General features: G+C 69.5%; 14 protein-coding genes. 4 read left to right on the plus strand and 10 right to left on the minus strand.

What is annotated here, in order from left to right; all coding sequences use genetic code 11:
• Positions 1-27 precede the first annotated feature (27 nt).
• From murB to JOE48_RS04825, 5 genes are read right to left on the minus strand one after another with little or no spacing between them, the layout of a single operon-like run.
• A complete protein-coding gene (murB, locus tag JOE48_RS04805) occupies positions 28-960 on the minus strand; it encodes a UDP-N-acetylmuramate dehydrogenase (protein ID WP_210028359.1) in 933 nt (310 codons plus the stop codon).
• Positions 960-1,496: a DUF559 domain-containing protein gene (locus JOE48_RS04810; protein ID WP_210028361.1), complete on the minus strand. Its 537-nt coding sequence runs from the start codon at positions 1,494-1,496 to the stop codon at positions 960-962. Before JOE48_RS04810 ends, murB begins: the two co-directional genes overlap by 1 nt.
• A gap of 3 nt (positions 1,497-1,499) precedes the next feature.
• Entirely contained in the window at positions 1,500-2,906 is a 1,407-nt protein-coding gene (gene murC / locus JOE48_RS04815; RefSeq protein WP_210028363.1) for a UDP-N-acetylmuramate--L-alanine ligase, read from the minus strand.
• 49 nt (positions 2,907-2,955) lie between these two features.
• Positions 2,956-4,065: an undecaprenyldiphospho-muramoylpentapeptide beta-N-acetylglucosaminyltransferase gene (gene murG / locus JOE48_RS04820; RefSeq protein WP_210028365.1), complete on the minus strand. Its 1,110-nt coding sequence runs from the start codon at positions 4,063-4,065 to the stop codon at positions 2,956-2,958.
• Positions 4,062-5,228, minus strand: a complete 1,167-nt coding sequence (locus tag JOE48_RS04825; protein ID WP_210028366.1) for an FtsW/RodA/SpoVE family cell cycle protein — start codon at positions 5,226-5,228, stop codon at positions 4,062-4,064. Before JOE48_RS04825 ends, murG begins: the two co-directional genes overlap by 4 nt.
• Before the next feature lie 350 nt (positions 5,229-5,578).
• Here JOE48_RS04825 and JOE48_RS04830 point away from each other — a divergent pair, with 350 nt between their 5' ends.
• Positions 5,579-7,054: a PAS domain-containing methyl-accepting chemotaxis protein gene (locus tag JOE48_RS04830; protein WP_210028368.1), complete on the plus strand. Its 1,476-nt coding sequence runs from the start codon at positions 5,579-5,581 to the stop codon at positions 7,052-7,054.
• 247 nt (positions 7,055-7,301) lie between these two features.
• Here the strand turns inward: JOE48_RS04830 and mutS are convergent, their stop codons facing one another.
• From mutS to JOE48_RS04855, 5 genes are all read right to left on the minus strand, one after another.
• Complete coding sequence (gene mutS, locus JOE48_RS04835; protein ID WP_210028369.1) at positions 7,302-10,019, minus strand: DNA mismatch repair protein MutS; 2,718 nt, start codon at positions 10,017-10,019, stop codon at positions 7,302-7,304.
• A gap of 150 nt (positions 10,020-10,169) precedes the next feature.
• Positions 10,170-10,466 (minus strand): hypothetical protein, encoded by a 297-nt coding sequence (locus JOE48_RS04840; RefSeq protein ID WP_210028370.1) that lies wholly within the window; start codon positions 10,464-10,466, stop codon positions 10,170-10,172.
• 233 nt (positions 10,467-10,699) lie between these two features.
• Positions 10,700-11,557, minus strand: coding sequence for an alpha/beta fold hydrolase (locus tag JOE48_RS04845; RefSeq protein ID WP_210028371.1), 858 nt, complete (start codon positions 11,555-11,557; stop codon positions 10,700-10,702).
• A gap of 59 nt (positions 11,558-11,616) precedes the next feature.
• Entirely contained in the window at positions 11,617-11,784 is a 168-nt protein-coding gene (locus JOE48_RS04850) for a hypothetical protein (protein ID WP_210036134.1), read from the minus strand.
• Between the two features lie 101 nt (positions 11,785-11,885).
• The gene (locus JOE48_RS04855) at positions 11,886-13,619 is read right to left on the minus strand and encodes a patatin-like phospholipase family protein (RefSeq protein ID WP_210028372.1); all 1,734 of its coding nucleotides are present in this window, start codon (positions 13,617-13,619) and stop codon (positions 11,886-11,888) included.
• A gap of 212 nt (positions 13,620-13,831) precedes the next feature.
• On the opposite strand from JOE48_RS04855, the gene JOE48_RS04860 reads away from it, so the two are divergent.
• From JOE48_RS04860 to mmsA, 3 genes are all read left to right on the plus strand, one after another.
• A complete protein-coding gene (locus JOE48_RS04860) occupies positions 13,832-14,584 on the plus strand; it encodes an SDR family oxidoreductase (protein ID WP_210028374.1) in 753 nt (250 codons plus the stop codon).
• A 400-nt stretch (positions 14,585-14,984) separates the two neighbouring features.
• Positions 14,985-15,995 (plus strand): multiple monosaccharide ABC transporter substrate-binding protein, encoded by a 1,011-nt coding sequence (gene chvE / locus JOE48_RS04865; protein ID WP_210035566.1) that lies wholly within the window; start codon positions 14,985-14,987, stop codon positions 15,993-15,995.
• A 95-nt stretch (positions 15,996-16,090) separates the two neighbouring features.
• Entirely contained in the window at positions 16,091-17,626 is a 1,536-nt protein-coding gene (gene mmsA, locus JOE48_RS04870) for a multiple monosaccharide ABC transporter ATP-binding protein (RefSeq protein WP_210028375.1), read from the plus strand.
• The last annotated feature ends 37 nt before the right edge of the window (positions 17,627-17,663 follow it).

Here is a 17,663-nt window from a genome sequence, read left to right on the forward strand (position 1 = left end):
CTGCATCCCTGCCGTTGAGCTTACATCTTACCGACTTACAGCTTTCGCGGACGCCCCGATCCGACGGATCTCCCAGCGCAGCTCCACCCCGCTCGTCTCGTGCACCCGACGACGAACCTCCTCGCCGAGACCCTCGATATCGGCCGCGGTCGCGCTGCCGGTGTTGATAAGGAAATTGCAGTGCATCGCGCTGACCTGGGCACCGCCCCGCGTCAGCCCGCGGCAGCCGGCGGCGTCGATGAGCTGCCACGCCTTGCCGCCGTGCGGGTTGGCGAAGGTCGAGCCGCCGGTGCGCTCTCGGATCGGCTGGGCCGCCTCGCGCGCGGCCGTGACCCGCTCCATCTCGGCCTCGATGGCGGCCCGGTCGCCGGGCCTGCCCCGAAACAGGGCGCTCGTGAAGATCACATCCTCCGGCACACCCGAATGCCGGTAGGAGAAGCCCATGTCGGCGTGCCCGAAGGTGCGGCGTTCCCCCCGGCGGTCGATTCCGCGCGCCTCCACCAAAACGTCGGTGGTCTCGCCACCATGCGCGCCGGCATTCATGCGCAGCGCGCCGCCGATCGAGCCCGGGATGCCGCGAAAGAAGGCGAGCCCGTCGAGGCTGGCATCAGCCGCCGCCTTGGCGAGGCGCATGTCCGGCACCGCTGTCCCAACGGCCAGCGTGTCGCCGTCGATCGCGATGCTGCCGAAGGCCTTGCCGCCGAGGCGCACCACGACGCCCGGCACGCCGCCGTCGCGGACGATGAGGTTCGAGCCGAGGCCGATCACCGTCACCGGCACGTCCGGATCGAGGACGGCCAGGAGGCGGGCTAGATCCTCCTCGTCGGCCGGGGTGAACAGGACCTCGGCCGGCCCGCCGACCCGAAACCAGGTGAGGTCCGCCAGAGGCTGGTCGGCGAGCAGGCGCCCGCGAAGGTCGGGCGCGGCGGCGCGGATGCGGTCGTGAAGGGATGCGGTCATTAATGTTTCTCCCCTCTCCCCGCTCGCGGGGAGAGGGCTCCGGCGACCGTGTCGTCGTCGGAGCGAGGCGGAAGCCGAGGGTGAGGGGGCGGCTCCGGCTGTGACTCGACCGGAGCCGCCCCCTCACCTTCGCCCTTCAGGCTCGCCGCGCCGACGAAGGGGTCGTCGCGGCCCTTTCCCCGCAGGCGGGGAGAGGGGGGAAGGGCGGCCAGAACAATGTCCAAATCTCCGGAGATGTCGTTCACGACCTCTGCGTTCCAGAACGGCAGGACGCGGTAGCCCTGGGCGATCGGCCACGCGTCCCGACCACGATCATGTCCGCTGTCGGCCTGCTGACCGCCGTCAAGCTCGACGATCCGGCGCCCCTCCCGGCCGCAGAAATCGGCCACGGAGCGGCCGATCGACTCCTGCCGGACAAACTTGGAGCCGGCCAGACGCCGCTCGCGCGAACGATACCGGAGGCGGCACTTCGCCTCGGTTTGCGCCTCACGCACGTCCCGCCGGAAACGAGTCTGCTCCGCGGCAGCCCCGCCCACCGCTCACCGCCCCCGCGCGGCGAGTTCGCCCGGCAGCGCGTAGGCCCATTGGGTGATGGTGCCGGCGCCGAGACAGACCACGTAGTCGCCGGGCTTGGCGAGCTCCGCGATGATCCCGGCGAGTTCCTCCGGCCGCTCCAGCGCCCGGGCGTCGCGATGGCCGCGGGAGCGGAGGCCCGAGACGAGGCTGTCGCGGTCGAAGCCCTCGATCGGCTGTTCGCCGGCCGCGTAAACCGGGGCGACGATGACCGTGTCGGCATCGTTGAAGCAGGTGCAGAAATCGTCGAACAGCGACTGGAGACGGGTGTAGCGGTGGGGTTGCACGATGGCGATCACGCCGTGCTCGGTCGAGGCGCGGGCGGCCTTGAGCACCGCCTTGATCTCGACCGGATGGTGCCCGTAATCGTCGAAGATCGTGGCGCCGTTCCAGTCGCCGGTGCGGGTGAAACGCCGCTTCACGCCGCCGAACCCGGCGAGCGCCTGGCGGATCGCGTCGGGCTTCACGCCGAGCTCGTGTGCGACGGCGAGCGCCGCCGTGGCGTTGAGCGCGTTGTGCTTGCCGGGCATCGGCAGGACGAGATCCTCCATCTCCATCCGGTAGCCCGGACGGCGGTCGCGGATCATCACGCGGAAGCGGCTCTGGCCGCCGCGCAGGTCGACGTCGATCAGGCGCACATCAGCCTGCGGATTCTCGCCGTAGGTGATGATGCGGCGGTCCTCGATATGGCCGACGAGGTCCTGCACCACGGGGTGATCGATGCACATCACCGCGAAGCCGTAGAACGGGATGTTGTCGATGAAGCGCCGGAACGCGTCCTTGATGGCATCGAACGAGCCGAAATGGTCGAGATGCTCGGGGTCGATGTTGGTGACGATCGCCACGTCGGCCGGCAGCTTCAGGAAGGTGCCGTCCGATTCATCGGCCTCCACCACCATCCACTCGCCGGCGCCCATGCGGGCATTGGTGCCGTAGGCGTTGATGATGCCGCCGTTGATCACGGTCGGATCGAGGTTGCCGGCGTCGAGCAGCGTCGCGACCAGCGAGGTGGTCGTGGTCTTGCCGTGCGTGCCCGCGATGGCGACGCAGGACTTGAAGCGCATCAGCTCGGCCAGCATCTCGGCGCGGCGCACGACCGGGAGCCGGCGCTCCCGTGCTGATTGCAACTCCGGATTGTCGCGCTGGATCGCCGTCGAGACCACGACCAGGGCCGCCTCCGCGACGTTCTCGGCATCGTGGCCCACGAAGGTCCGCATGCCCTTCTCGGCGAGACGGCGGACATTGGCGTTGTCGGACGCGTCCGAGCCCTGCACCGTGTAGCCGAGGTTGTGCATCACCTCGGCGATGCCGGACATGCCGATGCCGCCGATGCCGATGAAGTGGATGGGTCCGAGCTTGTCGGGCAGCTTCATGGGTCGAACCGTCTGGTGGCGGGATCGCCGGTGCGAAATCCCAGAGGAATCAGGTGCGGGCGGCCGTCTGGATGACGACCTCGGCCAGCCGCTCGGCGGCGTCGTGGATGCCCGCGCTTCTGGCCGCATCGGCCGCCGCGGTCAATTTTGCCGGCGTTTCGAAGTAGGCGGTGAGTTCCGCGACGAGGCGATCCGGCGTGAAATCCGCCTGCTTCACGGCCAAAGCCGCGCCGATCGCGTCGAGGGTCGCGGCGTTGGCGGCCTGGTCCTGATCGAGGGAGCCCGGCAGCGGCACGAGGAGCGCCGGGCGGCCGATCGCCGCCAGTTCCGACACCGTGGAGGCGCCCGATCGCGAGACCACGAGATGACTCGCGGCCATGCGGGCGGGCAGGTCCTTGAAGAACGGCGCCGCCTCGATCCCGGCGAGCCCCATGGCGAGGTAGCGGTTCTGCACAGCCGTCAGATCCTCCGGCCGGACCTGCTGCACGAGGTGCAGCCGGGCGCGCAACGCGGCGGGCAGACGGGCGATCGCCTCGGGCACGACCTCGCCCATGACTCGGGCGCCCTGGCTGCCGCCGAACACCAGGAGCCGCAGGGCATCGTCCGGACCGAAGGCGGGATATGGGATCTTCGCCGCCTCGATCACCGCCGGGCGGAGCGGATTGCCGGTGTGGATGCGCGGGGCTTTGGCCTTGTCGGGCACACCGCGCACGACCTTGAAGCCGGTGGCGATGGAGCGGGCGCCCCGCGCCAGGAAGGCGTTGGCGCGACCCATCACGGCGTTCTGCTCGTGCAGGATCGTCGGCACCCGCAGGATCTGGCCGGCGAGTACCGGCGGCACGGTCGGATAGCCGCCGAAGCCCACGATGGCGGCCGGGTTGATCCGGCGGATCTCCTTCGCGGCGACGCCGAAGCCGCGGCCGAGCGTCAGCACGGCGCCGGCCCGCTTCAGGGGCGAGCGTCCGGACGGCGTCGCCGACGCGATGGTCACCACCTCGGAGGCCGGGAACTCGGACGCGATCGCGTCGACCCGCGCGTCCGTGGCGAGGGCCACCCTGATGCCGCGGGCGCGCAGCGCGTGGGCGAGGCTCTCGGCCGGGAACAGGTGTCCGCCGGTGCCGCCCGCGCAGAGCAGGATCGTGGGGGTGAAGACCGTCACCGCATCACCCCGGCGACGGTGGCCGGCGCGGTGCCGGGGGGCTTCTGGCTGAGCATGACGGTGCGGGGGCGCTTGCGGGTCAGGGCGACAAGGAAGCCGGTGCCGAGCGCCAGCGAGATCAGCGAGGAGCCGCCATAAGAGACGAACGGCAGCGTCATGCCCTTGGCGGGCATCAGCTGGGTGTTCACCGCCATATTGATGCAGGCCTGGAGCCCGAACAGCGTCGTCAGCCCGGTGATCGCCAGCCGCGAGAACGTGTCGTCGGTTCGCCGGGCGAGCTTGAGGCCGCGCAGCACGATGAAGGCGAACAGCGCCACGAGGCACAGGCAGACGATCACGCCGAATTCCTCGCCAGTGACCGAGAAGATGAAGTCGGTATGCGCGTCTGGCAGGTGGCGCTTGGCCACCCCCTCCCCCGGCCCGGTGCCGAACCAGCCGCCCGAGCGGAACGATTCGCGCGACCAGAAATCCTGGAATCCGCCGCCGGAATCCCGGTCGAGGAACTTGTTGAAGCGCTCACGGACGTGATGGAAGAACAGGTAGGCAGCGAAGACACCCCCAAGGCCCAGAATGCCGAGGACGGCCACCCAAATCAGGTGGAGGCCGGCAACGAAGAAAAGCGCGCACCACACCATGGTGATCAGCATGGTCTGGCCGAAATCGGGCTGGAGCAGCAGCGGCACGATGGTGATCGGCAGGAGCAGCAGCGCCAGGATGCCGCCCGGCATGTCGCGGCGCTGCGCACCCTCCGAGAAGGCCCAGGCGGCCACGACCACGAAGGCCGGCTTCACGAATTCCGAGGGCTGCAGGCCGAAGGAGCCGAACTGGATCCAGCGATGGGCGCCTTTGATCTCGGGGCCGAACTTGCCGGCGAGCAGGCACAGGACGACGCCGCAGATCCAGGTAACCAGCGCGAGCCGGCGGATGCCGCGCAGGGACAGGAACGAGACCGCGCAGATCAGCAGGATCGTCGGGGCGAGGTACATCGCCTGCCGGTTCAAGAAGTAGAAGGTCGGCAGACCGATCCGCTCGGCCACCGGCGGGCCGCCGCCCATCAGGAAGACCAGCCCGGCCACCATCAGCGCGAACAGGGCCGCGAGCAGCCCACGATCGACCGTCCACCACCAGTCCGTCAGGGGGGTGCGTTCCGCGCGTGACATCATGCCGGGCAACGACTCCAGGCCGCGCGGATGCCGATCCGCGCGGGTCGGTCCCGATCCTGTGCAGGAATGGTAAACGGAGACTTATGCTCGGCGATGCCGCCCAGCTGTTCGGGGCCGTGCCGGGACGCAGCGCAAGCGATCAAGCCCGGTCCCGTCGCCGCCATTCCGCTCATGGGCGAGGGCAACGACAACTTGACGATCGTCATCCTCGTTCCATCGTCTAAAGAACAAGCGACACTCTATATTAATCTTCTAATTGCAACTCTTGGATGTAAGTCGCGGATCGACGAGCCACCTGAACCGGGTGCCGCCCGGCAAAGCCGAATCCGCCAAGCGGAAGCTCCCTCGCCATGTTTTCTGCCCTGAAGGTCCGTGAAGCGCAGGCCAAGCTCGCGGCCCTCGACCGCGTTCAGGGCGTCATCGAGTTTGACCTCGCCGGGAAGATCCTCTCGGCCAACGGCAATTTCCTTGCTGCGGTTGGCTACACGCTTCCGGAGATCGTCGGGCAGCACCACAGCATGTTCATGGATCCGGCTCAGCGGGATTCGCCCGAGTACCGCGCGCTCTGGGAGCGCCTGCGTTCGGGCACGTTCGAGAGCGGACAGTTCCAGCGGGTCGGCCGGGGCGGCCGCACGATCTGGATCCAGGCATCCTACAATCCGATGCTCGACGTCCGCGGTCGGCCCTACAAGGTGGTGAAGTTTGCCACCGACATCACGCAGCAGCGAACCGAGGAGGCCGACCGCGCGGGACAAATCGAAGCCATCCACAAGGTGCAGGCCGTCATCGCATTCGATCTCGATGGTACGGTGCTGGAAGCCAACGACAATTTCCTGGCCGCGATGGGCTACGCAAGAGGGGAAGTGGTCGGGCAGCACCACAGCCTGTTCGTCGAGCCCAGCCATCGCGACAGCGAGGCGTACCGCGCATTCTGGGCGGCGCTGCGGAACGGGACCTATCAGGCGGCGCAGTTCCGGCGCGTCGGCAAGGGCGGACGCGAAGTCTGGATCCAGGCCTCCTACAACCCGATCTTCGATGCCGCCGGCCGGCCCTACAAGGTGGTGAAGTTCGCCACCGACATCACCGACCAGGTTCGTCTTTTCGCCGACCTGCGCACGCTCATCGACCGGAACTTCGGCGAGATCGAGCAGGCGGTGACGTATTCGACGCGGGCGGCCGCCCTGGCCTCCTCGGCAGCGGATTCGACCTCCGGCAACGTCCAGACCGTCGCGGCGGCAGCTGAGGAGCTGGCCGCTTCCGTGGCGGAGATGTCGCAAAGCATCGTCCGCTCGCAGGGCGCCACCGACACCGCCTATGCCTGCGTCCAAGAGGCGGACGGCCATACCAAGCGCCTCGCCGAGACCGCGACCGCGATGACCGGCATCGTCGGCCTGATCCAGAACATCGCGGGTCAGATCAACCTGCTGGCGCTCAACGCCACGATCGAGGCGGCCCGCGCGGGCGAAGCCGGCCGCGGCTTCGCGGTCGTCGCGTCCGAGGTGAAGGCGCTGGCCGATCAGGCCGCGCGGGCCACCGGGCAGATCAACGGCGAGATCGCCAGCGTGCAGCGCGTCTCGCATGAGGTGGTGGGGGCGCTGAACTCGATCGGGACGTCGGTCTCGGTGATGCGCGAGACCGTCGTGGCGACCGCGGCCGCCATCGAGGAGCAGAGCGCGGTGACCCGCGATCTCGCTGAGAACATGCAGAGCGCCGCCGGCGCGGTCACGGCGATCACCGGCAATATCGGGGCGATCGTTCAGTCGGTGGCCGACGTTTCGCGGGCAGTGGGAACCACCCGCGACGCCGCCAAGGTGCTGGCGCGCTGACCGCGACAGGGGCTCGGGTCAGTTCATCCTCCGATCTCACCGACCCGGCGGCGGGATCGTCGCTCCGGGGCTGCGAAGCGGAGCCCGGAGACCGGACATTCGCGTCGCGCGGGACGCTGCGCTGTCCGCGGCTCTGGATCCCTGTAGCTTGGGCTGGCTGCTACGGTCACCTTTATCCGCTCGCGGCAATGGGCGGCGTTGCGGCTGCGACCACCCCACCCACGGCGGCCGGACGCGGCTCGCCCGCTCAATGCCCCCCTGTCCGCTCGCGCTTCAGCCGGTAGAGCGCGTCGAGCGCCTCCCGCGGCGTGAGCGCGTCCGGCTCGATGGAATCGAGCAGCGCCCCGAGCGGATCCTCGGGCGGCGGCTCCGGCGGCGGGGGCGGCGCGAGGGCTGCGAAGAGCGGCAGGTCGTCGATTCGCGCGCGCGCCGGGCGACCGCGCTCCGCCTTCTCCAGGCTCTTGAGAATCGCCCCGGCCCGCGACACGACGCTGCCGGGCAGTCCCGCGAGCCGGGCCACCTGCAGGCCGTAGCTGCGTTCGGCGATTCCGGGAACGACCTCGTGCAGGAACACGACGCCGTCCCGATGCTCGGCGACCTTGAGGGTCGCGTTCTCCAGCCGGGCCAGACGGTCGCCGAGCGCGGTGAGTTCGTGGAAATGGGTGGCGAACAGAGCCCGGCAGGCGTTCACCTCGTGCAGGTGCTCCAGGCAGGCCCAGGCGATGGAGAGACCGTCGAAGGTCGCGGTGCCGCGGCCGATCTCGTCGAGGATCACCAGGGAGCGCCGCGTCGCCTGGTTGAGGATCGCCGCGGTCTCGACCATCTCGACCATGAAGGTCGATTGCCCGCGGGCGAGATCGTCGGCGGCACCGACCCGGGAGAACAGCCGGTCGACCCGCCCGATCCGCGCCTCGGCGGCCGGCACGAAGGCGCCCATCTGGGAGAGCACCGCGATCAGCGCGTTCTGGCGCAGGAAGGTGGACTTGCCGCCCATGTTGGGGCCGGTGATCAGCCGGATCCGGCCGCGCGTGTCGCCCGAAAGATCGCAATCGTTGGCGATGAACGGCTCGCCGGCCCGGCGCAGGGCCGCCTCGACCACCGGATGGCGGCCGCCGACCACGACGAAGCTCAGCGAATCGTCGACCACGGGCCGCCGCCAGTCGAGCTCGACCGCGAGCTCGGCGTGGCTCGCCGCGACGTCGAGCCCGGCCAAAGCCTCGGCGACCTCGGCGATGGACTCGGCCTTGCCGAGCACGCGGGCCGAGAGGTCGTCGAACACGGCGCCTTCGAGCGCCAGCGCCCGGTCGGAGGCGCCGGAGATCTTCGATTCGAGCTCGCCCAGCTCGACGCTGGTGAAGCGCATCGCGTCGACCATCGTCTGGCGGTGGACGAATTCGCTCTGCAGCCCCTTGAGGCAGGCTTCGCCGACCGATTGCGGCACCTCGATGAAGTAGCCGAGCAGGTTGTTGTGCTTGATGCGCAGGGTCCGGCAGCCGGTCTGCTCGGCGTAGCGGGCCTGCAGGGCGGCAATCACCTTGCGGGAATCCTGGCCCAGCGTCCGCGCCTCGTCGATCTCCGGATGGTAGCCCAGCCGCACGAAGCCGCCGTCGCGCCGGCTCAGGGGAAGATCGTCGGCCAGCGCCGCCGCCAGGGTCGCGATCAGTTCCGGATCGGCCTCGGCGAGGTGCTCGGCGAAACGGACGAGGTCGTCCGGCAAATCCGGGATGGCGGAGAGGCGGGCGCCGAGTTGCGCCGCCACCGCCAGGCCGTCCCGGATCGCCGCCAGATCCCGCGGTCCCGCCCGGCCGAGGCCGGTGCGCGACAGCGCCCTGGCGAGATCCGGCGCCCGGGCCAGCGCCTCGCGCAGGGCGGCGCGCAGCGCGCCGTCATCGACGAGATGCGCCACGGCGGCGTGCCGCCGGGCGATCGCGTCGAGCTTGGTCAGCGGTCCGGCAAGGTGCTCGGCCAGCAGCCGCGCGCCGTTGGACGTCACGGTCCGGTCGATCGTGGCGAGCAGGCTCCCGGTTCGCTCCCCCGACAGGGTCCGGGTGAGTTCGAGGTTGGCCCGTGTCGCCGCATCGATCGCCAGGGTCGCGCCCCCGTCCTCACGGGTCGGCACGGCCAGGGTCGGCCGGGCCGCGAGCTGCGTGCGGGCGATGTAGAGGAGCACAGCCCCGGCGGCGGCGATCTCGGCGCGGGTGAACTGGCCGAAACCCTCCAGCGTCGAGACCCCGTACTGCTCGCGCAGGCGCCGCTCGGCCGCGGCGGGTTCCAGCTCCGCCTGCGCCAGGGGCACGACGGCGGCCCGGCTCTCCTGCCAGATCCGCGCGAGCGCCGGATCGGCGTGGATCGCCTCTGACAGGACGATCTCCCGCGGATCGTGCCGGGCGATGGCGCCGGCGAGATCGCCGCCCGCGATCTCGCTCAAGGCAAAGCGCCCCGTGGAGATGTCGACCGCCGCGAGGCCGTAGGCCACCGCGCCCTCCCCGGTCTTGCGGCGGCCGATCGCCAGGAGGAGGTTGGCCCTGGCCGGGTCGAGGAGCCGGTCCTCGGTGATCGTCCCCGGTGTCACGAGCCGCACGACCTCGCGGCGCACCACCGATTTTGGGCCGCGCCTCTTGGCCTCGGCCGGATCCTCGGTCTGCTCGCACACGGCGACGCGGTGCCCGAGCGCGATCAGGCGGTTGAGGTAGTCGTCGGAGCGCTCGACCGGCACGCCGCACATCGGGATCTCGCTGCCCGCGTGCTTGCCGCGCTTGGTCAGCACGATGCCGAGCGCCCGGGACGCGATCTCCGCGTCCTCGAAGAACAGCTCGTAGAAGTCGCCCATCCGGTAGAACAGGAGGCAGTCCGGATTGGCGGCCTTGATCTCGATGTACTGCACCATCATGGGCGTGGCGCCGGCCGGATCCAGGCCGGGAGCGGGCGTCATGTCGGCGGCGGGGCGGACGGCGGTACGGGCCATGCCGCCTCTTAGCAGAGCGCCGCCCGCGAATCAGGACACGCACACCGACGCGGCTGGGGAGAAGCCGCGTCGGCGGTGGATGGGTTCATCGCGGCCTAGGGGCCGGCGCGGCGAACGCGTCCGCGGCCGGCGTCGGAGACCTGACGGGTCTCAGTAGCGCGGGCCATTGGTGGTGCTGCCCAGGTTCTGCTGGTAGCCGCGCAGGGCGGGATTCTTCGCGTTCGGATTGCCGTGTCGCATGGTGTTGAGCCGGCGCATCCGCCGCTCGTGCCGCGCGGTGTGGTGCCGGTGCATTCTGCGGTGATGGCGATGCATCACGACAGACTCGATCATGTCGTGGCCGGCGAGGCCGGGCTGAGGCATGGACGGTGCCGCCTGCGCGGCCCCCGAGCCGGCCATCAGGCCGCCGATGAGCAGGCCTGCCGTCAGAAGAGAACGCATAGTCATGAGCGAGTATCTCCGATTTTACCGTGTGAGCCACCACCTACGAGAATGGTGACGGGTAAGTTCCGGAGCGTGCAGTAAAAATGAAGCCGTCGATTTCGCCTCTGACGGGGAATAAGTTTTCGCGTGACGCGTGCTGCCGACATTCGGCGCGTGGATAATGATAACTTTAAAGTGAATTCGGATGCTTCGTGCAATTTGGTGGCTTATGCCTCTGTTGCGTTCGCGCGTGCCGGTCAGGACAGGAAACGCGTCAGCTCCACATTGACGGAATCCGGCTCCTCGTGGGCGAGCCAGTGGCTCGCGCGCTCGTACCAGCGGATCCGGCCCGCGTCGCAGAAGGCCAGGCTCGCTTCCGCGAGGCCGGATTGCAGGGCTGTATCCTGCTTGCCCCAGAGGATCAGGGTCGGGACCCGGACCCGGGCCGGCTCGTCCCGCGGCAGACGCACCAGGGCCCGGTACCAGTTCAGCATGGCGGTCATCGCGCCGGGCTGAAGCCACGCTTCGACGTAGCGGTCGAGATCGGCAGCCGAGAACGCGCCCGGCCGGCTGGTGGACGTCAACGCGTTCCGCAGGACGCGGCACCGGTCGGCCGTCAGCAGCCGCTCGGGCAGGCCGGGCAGCTGGAACAGGCCGACATAGACGCTGCGCAGCCACTGGCCCGGATGGTGCCGCATATACGCGCCGACGATGCCGGGATGCGGCGCGTTAAGGATCGCGAGCCGCTCGATCCGTTCGGGATGGCGGCTGGCCAGCCACCACGCGACGAGGCCGCCCCAATCGTGGCCGATGAGCCGGAATGTCGCGAAGCCGTAGGCATCGGCCAGGGCCAGCACGTCCCCGGCCAGCCGGTCGAGGTGGTAGGCGGCGATGCCCTGCGGCCTGTCACTGAGGCCGTAGCCGCGCTGATCCGGCACGATCACCCGCAGGCCCGCCTCGGCGAGCGGCCCGATCTGGTGGCGCCAGCCGAACCAGAATTCGGGGAAACCGTGCAGCAGGATGGTCGGCGGCCCGCTCTCCGGACCCGCCTCCGCCACGTGCAGGCGCACCTCCGGCAGAGCGACGTGGTGAAAGTTCACACCTGCAACGTCCATCCGCTTCGGCGCTCCCTGCTGATCGGCGGAGAACGCCCGCACCCGTGCGGGTGATCCCCTCAGAAACCGAACGCCGCGCAGGCGCCGGCTTCGGCGGAGAGCTGGTCGCGCAACTGGTCCGGAGAGCTGCGGGTCCACAGGCAGAGCAGCACGAAGGCTGCCCCTTGCAGCAGGGTCCGGGCGGGCGGCACAGGGGCTTCGGCCTGAAGGCTGGTGGTCGGGGTCATGACGCTGGCTCCTGATTTCGTCTCTCGACGGGAGATCGGCGCCCGGCTGTCGGGGTTACAGGGGATCGGGCCCCGCGCGTGCGCTGCCGCACCGGGACCTATCAGCGCAGCGGGTCGAGCCAGCGCGCCAGCGTTCCGGCCTCTAGGCCGGCGCGCGTTTCGCGATAGCCGAGCTCGGCCGATTCCCGGAAACGGGACCACGCCCGCAGGTCGATGCCCGAGAGGGGCGGCTTGAGCACCGCGGTCGCGTGAGCCGCCGCCATCAGGCTCTGCGCGTCGCTCGAGACCGTCGCGGCGCGCAGCAGCAGCGGCGCGAGGCCCGGCATGGCCAGCGGCGAGCCGATCAGCCTTCGCACCAGCCGGCCGCGCCAGCCGCGCTGGGGCATGTCCTGGAAGGCCCGGTCGCTGCCGACATCGACGGCGAGAACCGGGCCGCGCTCCAGGCCCGCGGCGACATCGGCCGGGAGATTGTTCATCATGCCGCCATCGACCAGCACCCCCTCGTCGCACAGGACCGGCGGCAGGAGTCCGGGAATGGCGATGCTGGCGCGCAGCGCCTTCGGCAGGTCACCCGAGCGATGAACCATCGTGTTCCCGGTGGTCAGGTTCGACGACACGCAGAAGAACGGCAGCCACAGATCCTCGATGCGCACGCCGCCGTAGCGCGCCGCCAGGCCCGCATCGACCTTGGCCCCCCGGGTCAGGGCATGGAGCGGCAGGGTATAGTCGTTGATCGGGTTGCTGGTGGCGAAGAACGCCTCGGTCTGCGCCTGGATCTCCGCGAGGGGCCAGCCCATGGCGAGGCTCGCCGCAATGATCGCGCCCATGCTGGTGCCGCCGACGAAGTCCGGCGCGCAGGCGACCTCGTCGAGCGCCTTCAGGACCCCGAGATGGGCAAGGCCGCGGGCGCCGCCGCCGCCGAGCACCAGCCCCCGGGCCGCGCCGCTGGCGAGCCGGGCCAGCCGGTGGAGGTCGCCCTGCATGCCGTCGCGGACCTGGATCCGCATCGCGGCCGGCAGTGCCGCGACGGCGGGGTGGAGCGGTTTCGGGCGCTGCGCGTCCGAATCCTGCCGGACGACAAGGTCCATGCGGATCCAGTCGGAGCGGACCCGCTCCAGGTATTCCGGCACACCCGGCCGCGGCGGCGCGCCGGGCTCGGCCAGAAGCAGCACATGGTCGCCCCGGCGCTGGCTCTGCCGGCACCAGGGACAGTCGATCTCGTGCGCCGCGAAGATCGTGCGCGCGTGCCGGCCTTCGAAGCTCTGGAACCAAGCCTCGTCGGCGCCCTCGGGCCAGTTCGTGAGGCAGCCGGTCTCGCCCGGCAGGAGCGCGTCGAAGGCGTCGGCGAGCTGCCGGGCGAGGATCTCCGGATTCGGTCCTTCCGTCACCGCCAGGATCGTGAAGATCCGCGGCGCGTGATGCACCGAGTAGCCGTCGTAGATCGCGCGCAGGCGGTCGGCCAGCATGCGGGCGAAGTAGAGGAGCGTCTGCGGATGCTCGGCGATGACCGCCTCGAAGGCCGTGCGGGTCAGCTTCAGCAGGTGCGAGTCGCGCAGGGCCATCACGGTGGCCGCCCGGGGGGCCTCCGACAGCAGGGCCATCTCGCCGAAGGTCTCGGGTGGGCGCAGGCGCGCGATCCGGGTCGGGCTGCCGTTGTGGTCGCGGGCCGAGACGCCGACCGCCCCGGAGACGAGGGTGTAGAGCGCGTCTCCCGAGGCGCCCTGCTCGAACAGGATCTGGCCGCCCGGCACCGCGATCGGGACCATGCGGGCCCGGACCGCCGCGACCGCCGCGGCGTCGAGACCCAGCAGGAACGGGATCTCGGGCGCGCTCACCGGTGCACCACCGGAGGCGTCACCCGGCGCCGCTCTGCCGTCGGTCTCCGCCGCATCGTTCCGACCCCCCCGTTCTTGCCTGTTCGGGCCACCATAGCGCGCTTGAGGTCAAGCGGGCGCCGGTGACCGAGCCGCGCATCTGAAACGCCGATGCCTTCGCGCCGCGACGGCCATCCGCTACAGCCGGGCGACAACAAGGCCGGGAGGGGCGCATGTCGGAATCAGGTCGGATCGCGATCGTGACCGGGGCGGGGACTGGGGTCGGCAAGGCCGCGGCCCTGGCGCTGGCCGGCGCCGGCTGGCGGATCGTGCTGTCCGGGCGGCGGCCGGGGCCGCTCGACGAGACGGCGGCGCAGATCGGCGGTGACCGGGCGCTCGTGGTGCCAACCGATGTGACCGATCCCGATTCGATCGCCAACCTGTTCGCCCGCACGCGGGCGGAATTCGGGCGACTCGACCTACTGTTCAACAATGCCGGGATCGGCGCCCCGCCGGTCCCCCTCGAGGACCTGCCGCTGGAGACGTGGCGGCAGGTGGTCGACACTAACCTGACCGCCCTGTTCCTGTGCACGCAGCACGCCTTCCGGATCATGCGCGACCAGGATCCCCGCGGCGGCCGGATCATCAACAACGGCTCGATCTCGGCGCATGCCCCGCGGCCGAACTCCATCGCCTACACGGCGACCAAGCACGCCGTGACCGGCCTGACCAAAGCGACCTCCCTCGACGGTCGCGCCTACGACATCGCCTGCGGGCAGATCGACATCGGCAACGCCGACACGCCCATGGGCGGCAAGATGAAGGCGGGCGTCCGTCAGGCGGACGGCTCGCTCCGGCCCGAGGCCGTCATGGACCCGGACCATGTCGGCCAGGCGGTTCTCACCATGGCGAGCCTCCCGCTCGAAACCAATGTGCAGTTCATGACCATCATGGCGACCAAGATGCCGTTCGTCGGACGCGGCTGAGCCGCGGGCGGCAAGAGCGGCAGGCGGAAAGAGCGGCAGGCGGAAAGAGCGGCAGGCGGCAAGAGCGGCGGGCGGCAAGAGCGGCCGATCCTTTCCGCTGCGCGGACCGCACGATCCGCATAGCGGCGCCTCTCGGGCCGCCTCGAGCCGGGGCGCTGCCCGGCCCGTTCGTCCCGGCATGGGTCAAATCGGGGCCCGGCTCCGCGGCCATCCCGTCCCGACAACCGGCGGCCGGCACGAGTCCCGGCGCGCGGACGCCCCTCGTCCAGCCGCCCCGTGATCGCCGACGCTTCGGCCCATGCCAGTCGCGGCCGTCCACAAGCGGGCGCTGAGATCCGGGATCGCCAAGCCTATATTTCTCAAGTTCGTCCTGGGTATCTCACTCCTGGGAGCGCTGGCCATGCCGGCGGCGCAGGCGGCCGGCGGCGACGCGATCGGCGTCGCCATGCCCACCAAGTCGTCACAGCGCTGGATCGACGACGGCAACAATATCGTGAAGCTGTTGCAGGCCAAGGGCTACAAGCCGGATCTGCAATATGCCGACGACGACATCCCAACCCAGCTCGCGCAGATTGAGAACATGCTCACGAAGGGCGTGAAGCTGCTGGTGATCGCCTCGATCGACGGAACCACGCTCAGCGATGTGCTGGCGAAGGCGAGCGAGCGCGGCGTGAAGGTCATTGCCTACGACCGCCTGATCAAGGGCACGCCGAACGTCGATTATTACGCCACGTTCGACAACTACAAAGTTGGGGTCCAGCAGGCGACCTCAATTGTCGATGCGCTCGGCCTGAAGGACGAGAAGGGGCCGTTCAACATCGAGCTGTTCGGCGGCTCGCCCGACGACAATAACGCATACTTTTTCTACGACGGTGCCCTGTCGGTGCTGAAGCCCTACATTGATGCCAAGAAGCTGGTCGTGCGCTCGGGCCAGTTCGGCATGGACAAGGTGTCGACGCTGCGCTGGGATCCCGCGACCGCGCAGGCCCGGATGGATAACCTGCTCTCGGCCTATTACGGCACCGCGCATCTCGATGCGGTGCTCTCCCCCTACGACGGCATCTCCACCGCCATCATATCGTCGGTGAAGAGCGTCGGCTACGGCTCCGGCAATGTGAAGCTGCCGGTGGTCAGTGGCCAGGATGCCGAGCTGCAGGCGGTCAAGTCGATCATCGCGGGCGAGCAGACGGCGACGATCTTCAAGGACACGCGCGAACTCGCCAAGGTGACGGTGGCGATGATCGACGCGATCGAGGCCGGCCGGCAGCCCGAGACCAACGACGCCAAGACCTACAACAACGGCAAGAAGGTCGTCCCATCGTACCTGCTGACGCCGGTCATCGTCACCAAGGCCAATTGGAAGCCGGCCCTCGTCGACACCGGCTACTACACCCTCGACCAGCTGAAGTGAGCGCGGCGGCCCTTGCCGCGCCGCCCGAACCCGTCTCCGCGCCGGTGCCGCCGGCGCGGGCGGCATCCTGTGCAGACTGAGCCGGAAGGGGTCGCATGCAGCCCGTCCTCGAAATGCGGGGGATCTCCAAGACGTTTCCCGGCGTCAGGGCCCTCAACGACGTCAACCTGAGCATCGCACCGGCCGAGATCCATGCCCTGGTCGGCGAGAACGGCGCCGGCAAGTCGACGCTCATGAAGGTCCTGAGCGGGGTCTACCCGCACGGATCCTACGAGGGCGAGATCACCTACGAGGGGCAGCCCGGCCGGTTCCGCGACATCTCCGACAGCGAGCGCCTGGGCATCGTGATCATCCATCAGGAACTGGCCCTGGTCCCGTTCCTGTCGATCGCCGAAAACATCTTCCTCGGCAACGAGCCCGGCCGCTTCGGCATCATAGACCAGGACCGGGTCTATGCGCGGTCCCGGGAGCTGCTGGCCATGGTCGGCCTTGCGGAGAATCCCGACACCCTCGTCACCCATCTCGGCGTCGGCAAGCAGCAACTCGTCGAGATCGCCAAGGCGCTGTCCAAGAAGGTCAAGCTGCTCATCCTCGACGAGCCGACCGCATCCTTGAGCGAGACGGACAGCGAGGCGCTGCTGCAGCTGCTCCTCAGCTTCAAGGCCAAGGGCATCGCGTCGATCCTGATCTCGCACAAGCTCAACGAGATCTCCAAGGTCGCCGACCGGATCACCGTGCTGCGCGACGGCACCACCGTCGAGACCCTCGACTGCGGGAACGGCGGCGTCGACGAGGACCGGATCATCCGCGGCATGGTCGGCCGCACCATGGCCAACCGCTACCCGGTTCGCGAGCCGCGGATCGGCGACATGCTGATGGAAGTGGAGGGCTGGACGGTCCATCACCCGGTCCATGCGGAGCGGGCGGTCGTGCGCAACGTCAGTCTGAACCTGCGCCGGGGCGAGATCGTCGGGATCGCCGGCCTGATGGGATCCGGCCGGACGGAACTCGCCATGAGCGTCTTCGGCCAGTCCTACGGCCAGGGCACAAGCGGGACGGTCCGCATCGAGGGCCGGGAGGTCGATGTCTCGACGATCGACAAGGCGATCGCGGCGGGCATCGCCTACGTCACCGAGGACCGCAAGCAGCTGGGGCTCGTGCTCGGCGAGGACATCACCAAGAACACCACGCTCGCCAACCTCCCCGGAGTCTCGACGGCCACAATCATCGACGAGGATGCGGAGCACCGCGTCGCGAATGCCTATCGCTCGAAGATGCGGATCCGCTCCTTCGGCATAGGGCAGCAGACCGTGAACCTGTCGGGCGGAAACCAGCAGAAGGTCGTGCTCAGCAAGTGGCTGTTCACCCAGCCCAAGGTGCTGATCCTCGATGAGCCGACACGCGGCATCGATGTCGGCGCCAAGTACGAGATCTACAGCATCATCAACGAACTGGCCGAAGGCGGCCGCGGCGTCCTGATGATCTCGTCCGAGATGCCCGAGCTGCTCGGCCTGTGCGACCGCATCTACGTCATGAACGAGGGGCGGTTCGTGGGTGAGTTCCAGCGCGCCGGGGCCAGCCAGGAAGCGATCATGCGCGCGATCATGCGCTCCAAGGACCTGAACGGATGAGCGACATCTCTGTGAGCAAGGCCATGATCCGTCTGAC

Source organism: Methylobacterium sp. PvR107, from assembly GCF_017833295.1.
Taxonomy (GTDB): domain Bacteria; phylum Pseudomonadota; class Alphaproteobacteria; order Rhizobiales; family Beijerinckiaceae; genus Methylobacterium.